14 protein-coding genes and 1 tRNA gene are annotated in these 16,984 nt (G+C 38.3%); 7 read left to right on the top strand and 8 right to left on the bottom strand.

The window, feature by feature from the left end:
• Positions 1 to 11: 11 nt before the first annotated feature.
• From L656_RS0119550 to L656_RS0119560, 3 genes are all read right to left on the bottom strand, one after another.
• Entirely contained in the window at positions 12 to 431 is a 420-nt protein-coding gene (locus L656_RS0119550; RefSeq protein WP_024600461.1) for a hypothetical protein, read from the bottom strand.
• 144 nt (positions 432 to 575) lie between these two features.
• A complete protein-coding gene (locus L656_RS0119555; RefSeq protein ID WP_024600462.1) occupies positions 576 to 1,499 on the bottom strand; it encodes a M14 family metallopeptidase in 924 nt (307 codons plus the stop codon).
• 114 nt (positions 1,500 to 1,613) lie between these two features.
• Positions 1,614 to 2,351 carry a hypothetical protein gene (locus L656_RS0119560; RefSeq protein WP_024600463.1) on the bottom strand — a complete coding sequence of 246 codons (738 nt, stop codon included), beginning with the start codon at positions 2,349 to 2,351 and terminating at the stop codon, positions 1,614 to 1,616.
• A gap of 282 nt (positions 2,352 to 2,633) precedes the next feature.
• Here L656_RS0119560 and L656_RS0119565 point away from each other — a divergent pair, with 282 nt between their 5' ends.
• Both L656_RS0119565 and L656_RS1000000122985 read left to right on the top strand, forming a co-directional pair.
• Entirely contained in the window at positions 2,634 to 5,483 is a 2,850-nt protein-coding gene (locus tag L656_RS0119565) for a UvrD-helicase domain-containing protein (protein ID WP_024600464.1), read from the top strand.
• A gap of 126 nt (positions 5,484 to 5,609) precedes the next feature.
• Positions 5,610 to 7,880, top strand: coding sequence for a putative bifunctional diguanylate cyclase/phosphodiesterase (locus tag L656_RS1000000122985; protein WP_024600465.1), 2,271 nt, complete (start codon positions 5,610 to 5,612; stop codon positions 7,878 to 7,880).
• Between the two features lie 77 nt (positions 7,881 to 7,957).
• Here L656_RS1000000122985 and L656_RS0119575 read toward each other — a convergent pair whose 3' ends face one another.
• The 3 genes from L656_RS0119575 to L656_RS0119585 form a co-directional block, all read right to left on the bottom strand.
• Positions 7,958 to 8,356, bottom strand: a complete 399-nt coding sequence (locus tag L656_RS0119575) for a hypothetical protein (RefSeq protein WP_024600466.1) — start codon at positions 8,354 to 8,356, stop codon at positions 7,958 to 7,960.
• A 1-nt stretch (position 8,357) separates the two neighbouring features.
• Positions 8,358 to 9,272: a zinc dependent phospholipase C family protein gene (locus L656_RS0119580; protein ID WP_024600467.1), complete on the bottom strand. Its 915-nt coding sequence runs from the start codon at positions 9,270 to 9,272 to the stop codon at positions 8,358 to 8,360.
• A gap of 96 nt (positions 9,273 to 9,368) precedes the next feature.
• Positions 9,369 to 9,956, bottom strand: a complete 588-nt coding sequence (locus tag L656_RS0119585) for a hypothetical protein (RefSeq protein ID WP_024600468.1) — start codon at positions 9,954 to 9,956, stop codon at positions 9,369 to 9,371.
• Between the two features lie 304 nt (positions 9,957 to 10,260).
• Between L656_RS0119585 and L656_RS0119590 the strand changes: the two genes are divergently transcribed.
• Positions 10,261 to 11,862, top strand: coding sequence for a cyanophycinase (locus L656_RS0119590; protein ID WP_050581884.1), 1,602 nt, complete (start codon positions 10,261 to 10,263; stop codon positions 11,860 to 11,862).
• A gap of 89 nt (positions 11,863 to 11,951) precedes the next feature.
• Positions 11,952 to 12,200 (top strand): hypothetical protein, encoded by a 249-nt coding sequence (locus tag L656_RS0119595; protein ID WP_024600470.1) that lies wholly within the window; start codon positions 11,952 to 11,954, stop codon positions 12,198 to 12,200.
• 276 nt (positions 12,201 to 12,476) lie between these two features.
• Here L656_RS0119595 and L656_RS0119600 read toward each other — a convergent pair.
• Both L656_RS0119600 and L656_RS0119605 read right to left on the bottom strand, forming a co-directional pair.
• Positions 12,477 to 12,553, bottom strand: a tRNA-Pro gene (locus L656_RS0119600).
• 111 nt (positions 12,554 to 12,664) lie between these two features.
• Positions 12,665 to 13,288: an arylesterase gene (locus tag L656_RS0119605; protein WP_024600471.1), complete on the bottom strand. Its 624-nt coding sequence runs from the start codon at positions 13,286 to 13,288 to the stop codon at positions 12,665 to 12,667.
• On the opposite strand from L656_RS0119605, the gene L656_RS0119610 reads away from it, so the two are divergent.
• The 3 genes from L656_RS0119610 to ruvC all read left to right on the top strand — a co-directional run.
• A complete protein-coding gene (locus L656_RS0119610; RefSeq protein ID WP_008137049.1) occupies positions 13,289 to 14,002 on the top strand; it encodes an ABC transporter ATP-binding protein in 714 nt (237 codons plus the stop codon).
• Positions 13,992 to 16,493 carry an ABC transporter permease gene (locus L656_RS0119615; protein ID WP_024600472.1) on the top strand — a complete coding sequence of 834 codons (2,502 nt, stop codon included), beginning with the start codon at positions 13,992 to 13,994 and terminating at the stop codon, positions 16,491 to 16,493. Before L656_RS0119610 ends, L656_RS0119615 begins: the two co-directional genes overlap by 11 nt.
• Positions 16,494 to 16,637: 144 nt before the next feature.
• Positions 16,638 to 16,984 (top strand): crossover junction endodeoxyribonuclease RuvC (ruvC, locus tag L656_RS0119620; protein ID WP_024596839.1); only part of this gene is annotated, 347 nt, incomplete at its 3' end.

A 16,984-nucleotide genomic window follows, 5' to 3' on the forward strand; every position in this document is an offset into this window, starting at 1 on the left:
ATCAACAATTTTTATATCAGTTGGCCTTGCTTACTTTTTAAGTTGTGAGAAATAAACTGTTTAGCGCTATCTAAATCGGTAAATAGGCACTCACTAAAATTAACGTTTCTTTTTGCGCACTCTAAAATGCGTTTCATTTGATTTATAGCGATAGCTGAAGTGAGTACAAACGCACTACTCAGGCAGTTATTTGCTTTCATTAAATGGCTAATATCTATCATCTCTTTTTCTGCCTCAGGCGTTGCAGCTAAAACATCAAAAGAATCACTAATATAGGCCCAAGGCTGATTGTTGAGTGATTTTATTTTTTCGCATAGTTCAATTTTAAACGCACGAAGAAGCCCTGAGGTGATGTATCCCGCAAAGTGAGCGATAACAACGTTATTTTCAGTGTAAAGGCTTACCTGTCCATATTTGTTCTTAAACCCCAATGTATACTCCTTGAATTTGAGGGAAGGCTAACCTTATACCTTTAAATTCAATAAAACCAGTTCTTTTGGGTTGTTTTTTGTTATCAGATTGTTTCTTTGTCGGGCGGGTACTTAATTTAATGAGTACCCGCTCTTTAATAGTGGTTAATCTTTTGTAGAGGTTGTAATGTAATTTAGCGCGCTAGTTATAACCGCGACTTGTGCCAAAATACATTCTTCATCGGTGGCAGTTGGGCTATCTGGGTACACTTCGGTAGTGGTTACATAGGGTGCATCAGTAAAGCCCATACATAAACCTAGCTCTCGAGCTGCATAGTTAATTACACCAAATTGCTCTTGAGGTACGCCGATTAGTTGGTTATTTTCATCGCTCGGTGCAATATGGGTTACCTTTGCAACGCTTTCTATAATGACCTTTTGAAACTCCGGCTCAGGCTTTTTGGTATCTGCAACTAAATAAAACCCGTCAGGTATGTTCCAGTTAGTATTTGTAGTGCCTTCACGCGCAGCGAGTGCGGGTCTAAATTCACTGTTATCGCTATTTGTTGTTTCGTGTAAATCAATATGAGCGATTAAGTCAGTACCTAATGATTTTACAAACGTCATAATAGCTGCTGACTCTTGAGCTGGGCTACCCTCATAAAATGAGCGGTTAGGATCAATAGCATCTGGGTTCCAACGGTTTATTGTTTCATATCCCCAAGGGCTAATGCAGGGCGCAACAATAATATTAAACTGCTCTGAGTGTTGCATAGCCGATGTTTTAGCAAACCCAAGTGCGCCATGTACGCCACTGGTCTCGTAGCCATGCACACCACCGGTGATTAAAACAGTTGGTTTATTAGTATTAAAGTTAGGCGTTTTTAATATATATAATGGGTAAGTGCCAGCGGCGTAATTAAGCTCGCCGTATTGCTCTATATCTAAGGTGTTTTTAAGGTCATTAATTAGCGTTACGACTTCGTTTTGGTAACTGCGTTTAATGTTTTGGCGTGCTAACCACTGGGCTTTATCGTTGTTATTCCATTTTTTGCCAGGTGTGCCAATAGGGTATGTGCTGTTAGTCATAATAAACCTTTATATCAATTTTTATTAACTCCCCTATAAATAAGGAGGGCAATTACAATTGGTAGAGTTACTTAATAAAGGTGTAGCTTAACGCTGAGTAAATTAGCGTGCAAATTAAAACGTTAATGTCATATTTTTTATAGCGCGCGATTGCTGGGATTTAATATAACTTTGGTTTGCGTATTCACCCGAAATACTACCGAATCGATCGCGTTTTACACTAATCGTTAAATCACACTTTTTACTTTGATCTACTTGCGAGCTGCTAAACATATCTAAACTTTGCAAATCTATTTCAAGGTAAGAAGTGTTAAGCGCAAAAAGTGTTGATTGTAAAAGTGTTTCATTATTATTGTTAGTACAGCTACTGCTCAGTTCTACTTGGCTAGTACTATTAGGATCAGTGCCATCTAACTGGACTGTAAGGGGACTATTAATATCAAAATTTTGACCGTTACTTGGGGTTAAAATAATAAAATTTAAAGGCAACTCAACGCTCGAATTAGCATTTATGCCATCGTCCCGTTTAAATTTTATATCAAACTGTTGGTTGTCGTCAGTGGCATTTATATATGCTTGGTAATCAACGTCTAAAAAGTCGGTATCTTTTGTAAGTACAATAGCGGTGCTATTAACAACAGCTTGTAATGAGTCGCTATCGCTTAAAACAATGTTAGAGCCATTAGCGTCGCCTGCATTTAGTTCTGCGTTAACACGCGTGCGGTTACCGTCAGAAACTAGTTCAAAACCTGCCCAAATACCTTTTGTTTTTACTAAATCCGACTCTGTTTCTGACGTGCAAGCGCATAGAGCTATAATTAAAGCCGTTGTGGTAATGCATTTTTTAAGCATGTTAGCTCCTTTAAACCACTAAATTAGGCTGTAAATAATTGTTTAATAGGGGATATACCTAACAATTATATGAAGTATAAGTTTGTATGTGTGCATTGTTACACAACACGCTATCTGTAAATGTTTAAATTTGTTAACGGTTGTAAATAAATTATTAAACGCTAAGTTTTAAAAACTAACTTACTAATTAAATTGTTTGCTAAGTAAGCATCGAATTAGCGCTAAATGTATTATAAAAGAGTATGTTACAATCAGGTAAAGCATATCTTCATATTGAGTATTATGGCGCAGTATATTGCTACCCCAAGTTGGCTAGGCCGTTTTTTTACCCGTATTAAACACGTAACTATTGAGCAAGAAGATCTTGTTGTTCATTTTAGAAGTGCTCCCGCGCGGACATTTTTAATTAAGGACTTTTATAATTACTCAATACTTAAAAACCGTTTATTTAGCGCCAAAATTAATTTGTGCGACAGTAGCAATACATCAATTAGTTTTTTAAACAAAGCACAAGCGAACACTTTAAACACAGCCCTTAACACGCGGTTTTCAGCCCTGCTTGAGCAAAAGGTAAATAACGCAAAGATTTCGCTCAAGCGCTATGCTTTAGATGAGTTTTTACGTGATAGTTCCATAAAAACACTTAAGAATGATGTGTTTTTGCTTACCAAGCAGTACGCTAAAAGTACAAGTGTGTGGCAACAACACTTATCGCCAAGTAGTATTAAATTTTTAAATATACTAAGCACCACACCCAATACTCACGATGCAATTGCACAGTTGCGCCATAAATATGAAAAAAAACAACTAACTCTTAAAAATGACTTTTTTAATCAAGTAGAGTCAAATCCATTAACAACAGAGCAGCGCTTAGCGGTAATACGCGATAACGATAAAAATTTAGTATTAGCGGCAGCAGGCACAGGTAAAACATCTGTGATGGTAGCAAAGTCTTTAAATTTAATAGCATGCAATATTGCCAAGCCTGAGCAAATTTTGGTGCTGGCCTATAATAAAACAGCAGCAAATGAGCTTAAAGAGCGCTTTATTAAACGCGCCACGCATGCAAAATTGCATACCAAAGCACCCACTATTTTAACGTTTCATGCGCTTGGGCTTAAATTACTACAAAGTGCTAAAAAGCCAATCGAATTATCAAAATTTGCAACTGACCCAGTTCAATTAAATAGTTGGTTAACTGGGTGGGTAAGTAAAAAAATACAAACCGAACCACAGTTTTTAAAAGCATTTTTAGATTTACTCCATGAGCCGATTGATATATTTAGCTTTAAAGATAGTGCACAGTACGAGCGGTACGTACGCGATAACGAATACCGTAGCCTTGCGGGTCATAAAGTAAAAAGTTATCAGGAAGTGCTTATTTCAAACTGGCTGCATTTGAATTGCGTACCGCACAGTTATGAGGTGAATTATCACTTTAGCCAAGGCGCAGAGCTAAGTGGGCAATATAAGCCAGACTTTTATATACCTCAATATGATATTTACCTAGAGCACTTTGGCATTGATAGGCAAGGGAATACGCGTGCCGATATAAATAAAAAACACTATAACGAGCAAGTTGCATTTAAGCGCAAACTGCATAAACAAAATGGCACCACCTTACTCGAGACCTTTCATTACAACTGGGTAGAAGGAAAGCTAGAGCTAACCCTCGCAAAGCAATTAAAGCAGCATAATGTTGAATTAACACCTTTAAGTAACGACGAAATTTTTCATACTTTAAATAACTCAGGGCAGTTACAGCAAGGCATTGATAAGTACATAAAATGTTTACAAGCTATTCGAGTCGAGCAACTAAGTAATAAGCAAATAGAACAGCGCATTAAGCAAAGTGGTATTAAAAATTACCAGCAATATGCAAACTTGTTAGTGCAAATTCATGATGCTTATATAAATGAATTAAACGCGCAAAGCGCCATTGATTTTGACGATATGATTATTCAAGCAACAAAGGCGATAGTAAGCGGAGATTTTAATATTCCATGGAGCCACATTTTAGTTGATGAGTTTCAAGATATATCAAGCGCGCGTATGGCTTTTTTAAGTGCCATATTAAAACATGCCAAAGGAATACGCTTTACTGCTGTTGGTGACGACTGGCAAGCAATTTATCGGTTCTCGGGTGGTAATTTAGCGCTTACTACGCGCTTTAATGAGTTAGTGGGTAGCCACTCTCTCACTATGCTGCAAAAAACATTCAGATATAATAATAGCATTAGCGATGTAGCTGGGCGCTTTGTAATGCAAAACCCTGAGCAATATAAAAAGCAGATCAGCACACATACAAAAGTAACTACTCCACAAGTTATTTTATTAGACGATTTATACCAAGGTACTAAATCGATAGAAATAAAAGTACAGCAGACTATAAGCACGATTCAAAAAAATGATGCATCAGCGAGCATTGCCATACTTAGTCGATATAGATACATGTTAAATAGCGTGCAGCAGCATTTAAAAGATAAAAAGCATACAAACTCTCTTTATTTTTGGACATTGCATAGTGCCAAAGGGCTTGAAGCCGATTACTGTATTATTATTGGTTTTGAACAAGGTAAATTAGGGTTTCCTAGCGATAATCAAAATAATGTGCTGGTGGAGGCGTTATTACCAGAGCAAGATGAATTCACTCACTCAGAGGAAAGGCGTTTGCTTTATGTAGGTATTACGCGCGCTAAACATAAAGCGTATTTAATTGCAGACCCTTATGCATGCTCAGCGTTTGTAAAAGAATTAGTAAATGACAATTATCCCATTCAAATCGCTTCAACGTTATTTAATAAGTCGCAACTAAAGCAAAGAGAGTGTAGTACGTGCAGCGACGGTTTAATTGTGCCAAAAACGGGTCAATATGGTGATTATTATAGTTGTACTAACACGCAAATTTGCGAAACTAAATTACGAGTGTGTAAAAGCTGTAGTGGCCCATCGGTTGATAAAAACACATACTCACAATGTGTGAATACAGAATGTAAAATGCAGCACCCAATTTGTGAGGAGTGCGGGCGCGAAATGCGTAAACGCAAATCTAAGCACGGTGAATTTTTAGGGTGCAGTGGTTTCGCTCTTAAAGAAGATAACTGTAAAAACACTCGAAAAATAAATGCTTAACGGCTAACAATTAGGTTTACACCTGTCTATTTTATAGAATAATGTAAATAGAAATTATATTCATTTGATTGATTTTAACAAGCTATCAATGTCTAATAGAAGAATGAGCTTTAACTGTTGTTTATTATGCATTTTTTCAATAGGTTCTTTTTATTAAGCGACCATTATTCAGCCCCTGGTCAGGTTGCTAATTGGCGGGTAAGTGCACTGCGCATTATTCTATCATTAGTAATGGTGTTATGTTTTGCTGTGGCGTGCCACACGTACACAAGCGCTATTGAATTTAACTTAATTTATATTGTTGTATTAACAAGCAGTTTTCTTGCTACTGCATGTGGTTTACTTATAGCAAGTAAGCGTTTTTATCACTTTAGCGCTCATGCACTTTTAATAGCTATTGTAGCTGCTAGCGTGTCAATGAACTTATTTTTAACAGACCTAGAGCTTGCTAAAGTGGGTTCTATGTATATGTATTCCTGCCCGATAATAGCACTTATGCTACTTGGTTATAGAACAGCCCTTGCTTATGGCGTATTAAATATTGCGCCGTTTTATATGATCATCAATAACGTTGATGTATCGGGTTTAACCGGCATAGCTCAACAACTTCCCGATGCTGACTTATACATTACAGGGCTTATATTTTTATTTTTTAACATTTGTATTCCCCTTGCTGTGGCGCGCACTATTGTGGCTGCTAAGCGTTTAAACAAAACAATGATAAGCGCTAATACACACCTTAAAGATAAAAATGAGCTTTATCGAAGCCTGTTCACCGAATCAAATAAAGCCAAAATTATTGTTGACGAAAACCTTGTCATTACTGATTTTAATCAACATGCTATTGATATGTTTGGTATAAAAAAAGAATTAAAAGAAGGAAGCGTTAATCTTTCTCATTTATTTCCGGCCTTAGTTTTTGACGACTCTAATGCTCAAAATAAAATTGTGAAGTACAAAAAAAGTTATTTTAAAGCCAGTTATCAGCAAATAACAATGAGTACAAACTACCGTGTATATGACTTTTACGATTGCACGCAAGAGCAGCTCATTAAACAAAATTTATCGATGATGGAACAAGAAAATAAACGTTTACGCTTTAGAGACTCGCAAACAAAACTACCTAATAGAGAATGGTTTGAGCTGCAATGCGACAGATTAACAAGCAAATACCAAAAAGGTTTTTATATCGTTGTTGCGCAAAGTGCAAATAGTGAATACTTAAATTTGAAGCTCACTAAAGCCGACTCTCAAGCATTACTTATTAACGCGTACAAGCGTTTAAAAGCGATGCCAGATGGGCCTCTTTTGTGTGCTCATATAGGAGTAGGAAAGCTTGCTTTTATAATTGGCGCAAACTCGCAAAACGAGCTAGAAGATAAGCTATTAATGCAAATAAAAAATACATTAGATAAAACATATAATGTATTTGGCACTAAGTGTCAGCAATCATTTTTATTTGGTTTTGCAAAGTATCCTGATCATGGAAAAAACAGCACAACAGTACTTAGCAATGCATGCGAAGCACTTAAACTAGCAAATTGTAATATGCCCCTTAGTGGTTATAACGAAAAGCAATCACAAGCTTTTATCGAAAAATACGAAATTTCAATGTTATTAGATGAAGCGCTTCTGCAGGGCGATTTGTCGGTGCACTATCAACCTAAAGTAGATGCAACGGGTCAATGTATAGGGCTTGAAGCCTTAGCGCGTTGGAACAGTCCAATACTGGGTAATGTGTCGCCAGTGGTATTTATTCCTATTGCCGAAGAATACAGAATGGTTAGTCGGCTAACCGACCTGATTATTCAAAAAGTGTGCGCTCAAATTGCCGATTGGACCAAGACGGGTTTACCTAGTGTGCCGGTGGCAATAAATATATCTCTAATTGATTTTAGCCAAACCGATTTTATGTCAAAACTGGTTAAATACCTTGCCGACTTTAACGTAAAGCCACCTCAAATAGAGTTAGAACTGACTGAAACTTCTCTTGAGGCAAACCAAGCGCATTCGCTAAAGCTTATGCAAACGCTGCAATCGTGGGGTTTTACTATTTCGGTCGATGATTTTGGGGTGGGTTATTCTAATATTGCACGCCTTGCCGATTACCCTATTAACAAGCTCAAGTTAGATCGCTCATTAATAAGCCAAGTAACGAGCTCTACGCGTCAAAAAAGTTTAGTTAAAGCGGTGCACGTTATGTGTGAAGAGCTTGATATTAAGTGTGTAGCCGAAGGAGTAGAAACCCAAGAGCAAGTAGCAATAATGACGCAAATGGGGTGTAAAGAGTTTCAGGGCTTTTACTTTGCTAAACCAATGCCAGCCGAAAATTTTGCAGAACATGTTAGTCACCATGGCTTAGTGTTTAACGCTAAAGAGATGACGGCTCAACTTTAAATGTATTTAGTGGGCACTATATAGAACATATACACCTAAGGTATGTATGTTCTATAAAACTAGCTGGGTTTTATTACCTAATTACAGAGCTGTTGGGCGTTTATGGTTATTTCGCACTGATGAATAGCCTCAGCTCCCCAATGCTGTATATCTGATTGAGCAGTACAGCCTACATCTTCAATTAAAGCAGTATTGGCATCACATAAGAGTAGCACTGCGTTATCATCTTGTACGTTCACGATAAGCGTGTATTCCTCAAAGGGTGCAAGTTTGCTTAAATCGTTATTAACAGCAGCTTTTAATAACTCCTCAGTTGTTGAATAGGGGGTTTCGCTAAATTTTAATGTGCCATCAACGGCTGTAGCAATGTCTTTTAATTGCGAGGCTAAGTCGGCCATCACTTCTGGATTGTTATTTTCTGAAGTGTAGCAACCGCTAAGTAATACTATGAGGCTTATACAAAGTAAGTGTTTCATTTTATTTGCTCCATACCGTCATCGTGTCGTGTTCATCGTAGCCTGTATCTAGGTTCCAATTTTTAATTGCACTGTAATCAGTATCTAAAAATACGGCATTGGCAATAATGGTTATGTAGTGCTGAATATTGCTAACGGCAAAGTCAAAAATATCGTTGTAATGCATAGGCTCGTGCGGCGTTTTTAGTTGTTCAATAAAAGTGGAGTCTACTTCGTTTGGACGAGGATAAAACAAACCTAAATCAGCAGCAACATGGCGTGCACAGGCAAATAATCGATAGCTTTCTTCAACATTATTTACTACAAGCTGAAAACCGTTATGCCATGAATTAAAGTTAGGAGCGTGTTGTGCAGCGTAGCTTGGGTGAACCGTTAATAAAGCATGTTGCCAAATTTTTGCAATATCGGTATCAAAATTATCGTCTTTGTTAGTACAAGATCCAATATTTTGTTGCACGCGGTCAGCATAACCTAACTCACCTAAATTTAAACGCTGCCAAATAAATGCATCTTGGTTCATTTCGCAGGCACGGTGCGCCGTTTGGTTTTGCTCATACGGGCCTACTTTTAATTCAACAACCGGATGCACTGTTATATCCGCAGCAACATGGGCCATATAACCGCATAACCAAGCAAAACACTTTTCAAATGCTTCACCTTCAAGTGTTTTGCAGTATTCAATCATTGCTTTAAGTAAATCGCCTGTGTGCTCATAATGCATTAGGTCGGCCCATGCATTTTGGCTAGGCTGCGCTACAGCTAAGTAAGGATAATCGGGGGCTACACAACCTAGTTCGAGATATGCTTGGCGTTGGCTTAAAATAAGTTTTGCCTTTTTAGGCATATCCATTTTAGCGAGTGATTTGGTTTGCGTTGCAATATTAACGGCAGTGATGTGCGCAAAAGCACCTGGCATTGTCATATCCTTATGATTTATTAATAGCGGTACAGATTAACATTGAGAGGGGGTTAAATAAAGCCAAGTGAAGTGCATGTGAGTGTTTAAAAGAGACTAAATTAACTGTTCAATTAGCTGTCCATCTTCGTACAGCTTAGCATATTGGCGTTTATGTTCTTCAAACAGATAGGCGCGTAATTGCTCTTGCCCGCTATGAATCTGAGTTATTTTTGCTGCAATCCCTAAGCTACTTTGCCTAACGGGTTCTACATCTATCGATATGCTTTCTTTGTTGGGTAAGGTAAAGCTCATGTGCTGTAATTTTTTTAAGCTCTCTCCACTTTTTAATGGTTTTAAAAATATGCCCGTACTGGAAATCGATTCAATATTAAAACCTTGGCTTTTAATATTTAGCTCACTCCAGCGCCAACTACGTTGAGTGCCCTTTGTATCAATTACTTCTGGTGCGCTTAAAGTGGGGTTAATTACACCTAACTCATCAATTTTTAATTGCAAGGGAAACCAAAGTTGGTAATTAGCAACTTCAGCAAGCAAAGTTAAATTAGCATGAGTGAGAAGGCGCGCTATGCTAGCAGGAACTGAGCTTTTCATTGTCAGTATATGATCGCGAGGAGAGCTTTGCTTTGTATTTGGTTTGAATAACTCAGCTAAAAAATTTACCTCTTCATTAGAAAAGTCCATATTTCACCCTAGTTACATAAAACAATGCACCACCGTAATTTAAACAATGAGTTTGATCAATAAATGCTCTGTTTAAATTTGTTTAGTAAATATTTATAAAGGCAAGCATGCAAACTAAACAACTTATTTAATAAATTATTAACGCTATCGCTTTTCAGAGGCTTAAATTATTTAACACTTATAAAAATATATTTAGGCTCAAGTGGCTAGCTGTTAAACTACAACACATTATTTTTATAAATTTATTAGGGTTTACACTACGATGTGTGCATTTTTACGCAATCAAAAACCAAAATTGCTGAGTATGTTAGTTACATTATTTAGTGCTGCTTTTTCAATAAATTCAGTGGCCCAAGAGCAAAGCCAAACTTTAATTTTAGTGGGCTCAGAGCTAACTACCTGTACAAGCGCAAAGCTTAATAATTGCCAAAAAGAGGCAGCTATAGATGGTAAGTCACATAATTTATATACGGTTAACGACTCTCAAATAAAAAACATCACGCAGCACTGGCCTAATAATAACATTGAGGCAAAAACGGCTGTATTAAAAACACTTAAAGCCATACAAAGTAAATCGTCTAATAGCGTCTCAAAAACTGATTTACTCTGGCTATGGCGCGATATAAATAACCAGCAATTAGAAAGCTTGACTCAGCAAGAATACAATTTTGTATTAGATATGCTAGAAGTGCCGCTACTTAATAAAAACGATGAGCGCTTAAAAGAGCAAGTAAATACCGATTTTAATATTGAGGTCGCGACTAATAATATTTTACAATTTGTGTCGGGCAGTTTAAAAGTTAATAACGCAAAACCCACCATGCTTGCTATTACGGCATCGAGCCGCGACCCTTATGAGTCGGCAGATGTAGCGCAGAGTCTTTTAGCACAATCAAATATAAGCACTCAATGGTTAGCACTAACCCCAGCGCTTGCTAAAGCGATTACGAGTAACTCGTGCGATGAATTACCCGCTCTCAGAAATACATTAATGAATGTGTATAACCGGGAAGCAATTTATCCAGAGTACACAAAGGCCGAATACGCTTTATGTAAAAGTGGCACTAATGCACTTGTATCACTTATTAAAAATAGTACCGGTGTAATGTTTAATAGCGGTAATGCAGCATTAACTCACAAGGTATTATTTGATCAAAACAATAACCCATACCCGTGGACGCAAGCATTGCAAACTCGACCAGTAATTGTAGGTAAAGGCGCGGGCGCTGCTATCCAGAGTAAAGTAACGGGCATGCTTACAAATACGACAAGCCTTGAGGCTCTTCGTAAAAGTGAAAATAACGCTAATGCTAATGCTGGTGGACTTGCTAGCTTTAATTTTGGTGTACTAGATACTCAGTTTAGCGAACAAAACCGCACGTTTAGGCTTGCAGCAACGCTAAATAAAAACGAAGTGAAAAATACTAAAACAGAGATTCAACATGGTTTTGGTATTGATGAAAATACAGCTTTGGTTGTTATTAAATCGCCAGAAGGTAGTTTAATGACCGTAATAGGTAAAAGTGGTGTTGTGCACTTAACTGAGCAAGGTAAGCCTCTAGCTGATAGTAATAACTATCGTTATTCGTACTGGCCTGCTAGTAGCGTAATTGATATTACCAATAACACGTTTACTCTAAGCGAGCGCACCATAGAGCAAGCGTTACCGGCTATAAAAATACCTCCACTGCCTGTGCAGCGTTTTAGCTCAATTTTAACAAATTCAAAGCTTCGCTCACTTACTCAAGCTATGTGCCTAAGCCAAGAGCAAAGTGCGGTCGCTCAACAAGACGAGTTTATAATTAGCCTTACAGCAATGAGTGACACACAGTATCATCGCGTAAATGCCAAAGAGTTTGGTTGTGCGCTAAGCAATTTAGAGTTAGTTATAAAGTCGATTTATTGACTAACCTGAGCCAAGGGTTTAAGTTTTTGGCTCTTCTCTATAAAATAGCCACCATAATGATTTAAAAGCCTTACTAAAAGAGTTTTAAAATGAATAATGAAAATGACGTAATTGATACTTTAGCCGCACTAGAAAGCTTTTTAATAGATGTCGAAAACGGTGGCTTTGGACTTAAAGGTGTTGCTGGTGTTGGCATGGCTACTAATAACAAAGATGGCAGCCGTTTTGTTGCTGTGTTTGACGATAATCAAAAGCTACTTTTAGCACGCATGATTACAGAAGACGTATTCCAAACAGGGCAAGACATGGTACGAAATGGTGTAGGGCGCAAGCACTAGTACTTTAATAAAAAAGCGCTTAGAGCGCTTTTTTATTTTAATTTCAATAAAATTGAAATCAAATGGCTTTATATAGATTCCACAAAGGCCACTTCAAGGTAATAACATTTAAATACAACCCACTCAAAAACTACAAGACTTACTAGGTAAATTCTGTTTTATTAAGTGTGCTTTGATAAATAAGGTAGTGCTACAGATAAATTGTAGAATTAATACAGGTAAATTTTGGCTACATTTTGAAGAGAAGTTTAACTTATTAATACAGGGGTAATTAAATGGTCGGTATGGAGAGATTCGAACTCTCGACCCCTGCCACCCCATGACAGTGCGCTACCAAGCTGCGCCACATACCGACTTTGTATGCAATAGTACGTGTATTTTTTTAAAAATCAATAAGCGATTGTTTGTTTGGGTGTTTATTACGCAAGAGGCCTAAAATAGCACTCTTGCGGTGTATTAATTGGCTAGTCTTTATTTAACCACTTTTTGATCGAGTCATACATCTCATCTCGTATTAATGGCTGAGCTTTTTTGTTAGGGTGTAAACTATCGTTTTGCATCAGCTCAGGTTGGCTGGCAATATCTAGCATAAAAAAGTTCATTAAATGCGCGTTTGTTTCTTCGCTAACATGTGTAAAAATGTCTGTAAACATTTTGCTGTAACGCGGGCCGTAATTAGGGGGAATGTAAATCTCCATTAAGGCGGTCATCGCATTAGCTGCTTGGCTTTTTTGAATAAGAGACGTTAAGTTAGTTTGCATTTTTTTGACTGGAAAACCACGTAAACCGTCATTAGCACCTAGCTCAATAAGTACATGAGTGGGTTCGTATTGCTTAAGCAATGCATCTAAACGGCGTAGGGCTCCACCAGATGTTTCGCCACTAATACTGGCGTTGATAAGTTCAATGTCGGCTTGTTCGTCATCGTATTTATCTTGTAACAATTTTACCCAGCCTTGCTCTTGTTGAAGTCCGTAGGCTGCGCTTAAACTGTCACCGAGTATTAAAATCGTGTTGTTGGCTGCTGCGCTCAGCGGTTTGATAACTAAAAATAAAATGAATACTAAACGAAGGATTGAATGAGTCATATGTCAGCGCTTTCTCAATTAAATATAATTCAGGTTAATGGTTTGTCTAAAGTAGTCTCTACCTTTGAAGGTGAGCTGCCCATCCTCAGCGACATCAGCTTTAATGTCAAGCATGGCGAGTCTGTTGCTATTGTTGGCACATCGGGATCTGGTAAATCTACGTTACTCAGTTTATTAGCAGGGCTGGACACTGCCAGCAGCGGTGAAATATTTTTAGATGGTGAACCATTACACAATTTAGATGAAGAAGAGCGTGCAGCACTGCGCGCCGCTAAAATTGGATTTGTGTTTCAATCGTTCATGTTAGTACAAAGCTTAACTGCACTAGAAAACGTTATGCTACCAGCAGAACTTGCTGGCGAAAGTGATGCGAAAGAGCAAGCAATTGCATTGCTTGAAAAAGTAGGTTTGAGCCATCGAATTGATCATTACCCGTCGCAACTTTCTGGCGGTGAGCAACAGCGTGTTGCTATTGCGCGAGCATTTATTGGTACACCTAAAATACTGTTTGCTGATGAGCCTTCGGCTAACTTAGATAGTAAAAATGGTAAAATGATTGAGTCGTTATTATTTGATTTAAATACTCAGCACGGTACTACGCTTATTTTGGTTACTCACGATGAAGGGCTTGCACAAAAATGTGAGCACATTATTCAAATAGAAGCGGGTTTACTGGTAAAAAGCCAAGTAGAGGACGTTGCTAATGTGGGTTAAGTTAGCGCTTAAGTTATTTTCGCGAGAATTTCGCCGTGGTGAGCTCACGGTTATAAGCGCAGCTATCGCCCTTGCTGTTTTAACCGTGCTTACACTGTCGATGGTTACTGAGCGAATAGGGCAAAGTATTGCGCAAAAAAGCAGTGCTTTTATTGCAGCAGACCGTGTACTTGCAAGCGACCATGTTCTGGACACCGCTTTTATTACTCAAGCACAGAGCCAAAATTTAAAAACGGCGCAAATGGTGTATTTCGACACTATGTTGTTTGCTAATGATGAAATGCAGTTTAGCTCAGTAAAAGCGGCATCTAATGCGTACCCGCTAAAAGGGCAGTTAAAAGTTAAAGATACCCTAACCGGTGAAACTAAAGTTGCTAATAGCGGGCCAACGCCGGGTAATGTGTGGCTAAGTGAGTCGGTATTTTACAGTTTAAATATTGATATTGGCGCGCAAGTAGAGCTTGGCGCGGCATTATTTAATGTTTCAAAAGTTATTGTAGAAGAGCCAGACGCGCCATTTAATGTATTTTCAAGTAGCCGTCGTGTGCTTATTAATATTGACGATGTGGAAAAAACCGAAGTTGTGCAGCCGGGTAGTCGTGTTTATTATCGCCAACTTTATGCAGGTAGTGAGGCCGATATAAATAGCTTTTACGAGTGGCTTAAACCACAAATGAAAGAAAACCAACAATGGTATGGCGTTAAAGACCGCCAATCACCCATTTCAAACAGCTTAAACCGCGCAGAGAGCTTTTTATTACTAGCCGGCTTATTAGGTATTATTTTAGCCGCAGTGGCTATAGCTGTTTCAGCAAAACGTTATTGTGAACGCCAATACGACCCAGTAGCGATGATGAAAACGCTAGGCGGTAGCCGTTCAATGATCCGCAAAATATACATGCTCCATTTATTGCTTGTATGTGCAATGGCGGTAAGTATTGGGCTGTTAATTGGTTATGGCTTGCAAGAAATAGCAACAAGTTACTTATCAAAAAGTATGGGCACAGAGCTGCCTTTAGGTGGCTTTAAACCTTGGCTGGTAGCTATAAGCACTGGCGTAATTTGTGCCGTTATGTTTTCTATTAAACCGTTATTTGATTTATTTGATATTCCGCCGCTTAGAGTACTGCGCCGTAACTTAGGTGACAAGTTGGCAGTAAGTCGTATGCATTTAGGTATGAGTGCGCTAACCGTGTTTTTATTAATGTGGTTATTTAGTAACAACATAAAAATAACGCTTATTTTGTTTATATCAACACTTGCGTTAATTGGTGTGCTGTTTTTAGTATCTAAATTAATATTTGGTGGTGGTCGAAAACTAGGATTAAAGCCAGGTAACAGTTGGTCGCTTGCAATTGCATCTATTCAAAAGCGTGCCAATGTGAACGCGGTACAGTTAATTAGTTTTTCGTTAGCGATTAAATTACTGCTGTTTTTAGTGGTACTTAAAAACGACATGATATCTGATTGGCAGTCGCAACTTCCAAGCGACGCGCCTAATGCGTTTTTGGTTAATATTACGCAAAATGAGCTTGATCCAATTAATGAATATTTAGCTCAAAAAGATATTCAGGTATCAGAGTTTTATCCCACTATTCGTGGGCGCGTAAATGCGGTAAACGGCGAGTTGGTAGCACGTTCTGTATCGCTGCAAGACAACGAGAAAAAAGACGAAGAAGCACGTGCAGGTATTGGTCGTGAGCTAAACCTTACATGGCTTAAAGATGTGCCTGACCAAAATGAAGTAACACAAGGCACGTGGTTTGGTGAAAATGCGATGGCTGAGGCTTCAGTAGAGGAGTCGATGCTTGAGCGATTAGATGTTGAGATAGGCGATACGCTTACATTTTTAATTGGTTCGCAGTCGTTCGACGCTAAAATCACCAGTGTGCGCAAAGTAAATTGGGCCACGCTTAAACCTAACTTTTTTATTATTTTAAGCCCTGATGTACTTGCAGATTTTCCCGCAACATATATTTCGTCGGTACGTATAAACCCAGAGCAAAAGCGTGATTTTAGCCAGTTATTGCGTACTTACCCTACTATTACAGCAATTGACATTGATAACTTTGTTAAGCAAATACAAACAACTATTTCGCAAGTATCACTCGCCATCGGCTTTGTACTTGCAATTGTTGTGTTGTGTGGCGCACTTGTACTTATATCGCAAGTGCAAGCTAGTTTAGGTGAGCGTATGCAAGAAATTGTAATACTCAGAACGCTAGGGGCTAAAAGCCGATTAATTAAAAACGCGACCCTTTATGAGTTTTTATTACTAGGCGGTTTAGCTGGTTTAGTTGCTGCATTTTTTAGTGATATAGCGCTTTTAATTGTGCAACAACAAATGTTTGATTTAGCCGGTAAGCTACACCCGCACATATGGATTATTGGGCCGGTAGCTGGCGGTGTATTTGTAGCGGGTTTAGGTTATTTAATGATTGCCCGAACACTAAAACAAAACACCCAAGGGTTAGTGCGCGCCCTAGGGTAAGCTTAAACTAACTTAACACGTATTGGATTAAGTATTAAATGCCCACCTAACACGTGGGCATTTTTGTTTTCTTTGTACTGGTAATTTATACAGTGCTCTGGCATTATTAGCGTAATTTAAAAATAACAATAATGAGAATGCAGTTTGGCCATTATTTTAGGGATTGATCCTGGTTCACGTTTGACCGGGTATGGCGTTGTTGCCCACCAAGGTTCTAAATTTACATACTTAGGCAGTGGCTGTATTAAGTTAGCCGATCATCCTTTTCCGGTTAGACTTAAAATGATCTACCAAGGCATTACACAACTTATTGAGCAATTTTCGCCAGAAACCTTTGCCATTGAAAAAGTATTTATGGCGCATAACCCCGATTCAGCTCTAAAACTAGGCCAAGCTAGAGGCGCTGCGATTGTAGGTGCAGCAATGGCCGACTTACCCGTATTTGAATACTCAGCTAGACAAATTAAGCAAGCAGTAGTAGGTAACGGCGG

It is taken from the genome of Pseudoalteromonas sp. TAE56 (genome assembly GCF_000497955.1).
GTDB lineage: Bacteria > Pseudomonadota > Gammaproteobacteria > Enterobacterales > Alteromonadaceae > Pseudoalteromonas.

Excerpts from the sequence above, each read along its gene's own strand:
- L656_RS0119610 (WP_008137049.1), top strand. The coding sequence starts at position 13,289 with ATGTCAGCGCTTTCTCAATTAAATATAATTCAGGTTAATGGTTTGTCT.
- L656_RS0119565 (WP_024600464.1), top strand. The coding sequence starts at position 2,634 with ATGGCGCAGTATATTGCTACCCCAAGTTGGCTAGGCCGTTTTTTTACC.
- L656_RS0119560 (WP_024600463.1), bottom strand. The coding sequence starts at position 2,351 with ATGCTTAAAAAATGCATTACCACAACGGCTTTAATTATAGCTCTATGC.
- L656_RS0119590 (WP_050581884.1), top strand. The coding sequence starts at position 10,261 with ATGTTAGTTACATTATTTAGTGCTGCTTTTTCAATAAATTCAGTGGCC.
- L656_RS1000000122985 (WP_024600465.1), top strand. The coding sequence starts at position 5,610 with ATGCATTTTTTCAATAGGTTCTTTTTATTAAGCGACCATTATTCAGCC.
- L656_RS0119555 (WP_024600462.1), bottom strand. The coding sequence starts at position 1,499 with ATGACTAACAGCACATACCCTATTGGCACACCTGGCAAAAAATGGAAT.
- L656_RS0119575 (WP_024600466.1), bottom strand. The coding sequence starts at position 8,356 with ATGAAACACTTACTTTGTATAAGCCTCATAGTATTACTTAGCGGTTGC.
- L656_RS0119580 (WP_024600467.1), bottom strand. The coding sequence starts at position 9,272 with ATGCCAGGTGCTTTTGCGCACATCACTGCCGTTAATATTGCAACGCAA.
- L656_RS0119615 (WP_024600472.1), top strand. The coding sequence starts at position 13,992 with ATGTGGGTTAAGTTAGCGCTTAAGTTATTTTCGCGAGAATTTCGCCGT.
- L656_RS0119595 (WP_024600470.1), top strand. The coding sequence starts at position 11,952 with ATGAATAATGAAAATGACGTAATTGATACTTTAGCCGCACTAGAAAGC.
- L656_RS0119585 (WP_024600468.1), bottom strand. The coding sequence starts at position 9,956 with ATGGACTTTTCTAATGAAGAGGTAAATTTTTTAGCTGAGTTATTCAAA.
- L656_RS0119605 (WP_024600471.1), bottom strand. The coding sequence starts at position 13,288 with ATGACTCATTCAATCCTTCGTTTAGTATTCATTTTATTTTTAGTTATC.